We start from the raw sequence: 263 nt of genomic DNA, 5'->3' as shown, positions 1-263 counted from the left end.
CGCTGAGCGCTATAAAACAATCTGGAGTCTGCTAGCGGACTACTCCTACGCAGACCCCAAAGTCCCCGAAATCAACGAAATCCTCCCCTTGCCACCGGCAAAGCTACCGGCCTGGGACGGCAAGTTGCAATGGCTCGAAGCCCGACTGGCCAATGTCCCACCGAAAAAACCCAGCGAGGTGCTGATTCGGCAGTTGGCCAAGGCCAAGCTCCTTGAGCCGGCGACCGGCAGGGCCATGCCCGGTTCCCCCGCGTTCATCAAGA

Annotated in this window: 1 protein-coding gene; it reads left to right on the top strand. The window is 60.1% G+C overall.

What is annotated here, in order from left to right:
* On the top strand, positions 1-263 hold a 263-nt coding region (locus tag ACM6IP_RS00045; RefSeq protein WP_414860655.1), incomplete at both ends, for a DUF6396 domain-containing protein.

Origin of the sequence: Pseudomonas sp. IT-P176, assembly GCF_949767245.1 — a bacterium.
GTDB lineage: Bacteria > Pseudomonadota > Gammaproteobacteria > Pseudomonadales > Pseudomonadaceae > Aquipseudomonas.
Note: the sequence above shows the minus strand (reverse complement) of the source record. Positions and strands in the feature narration are given on the sequence as shown.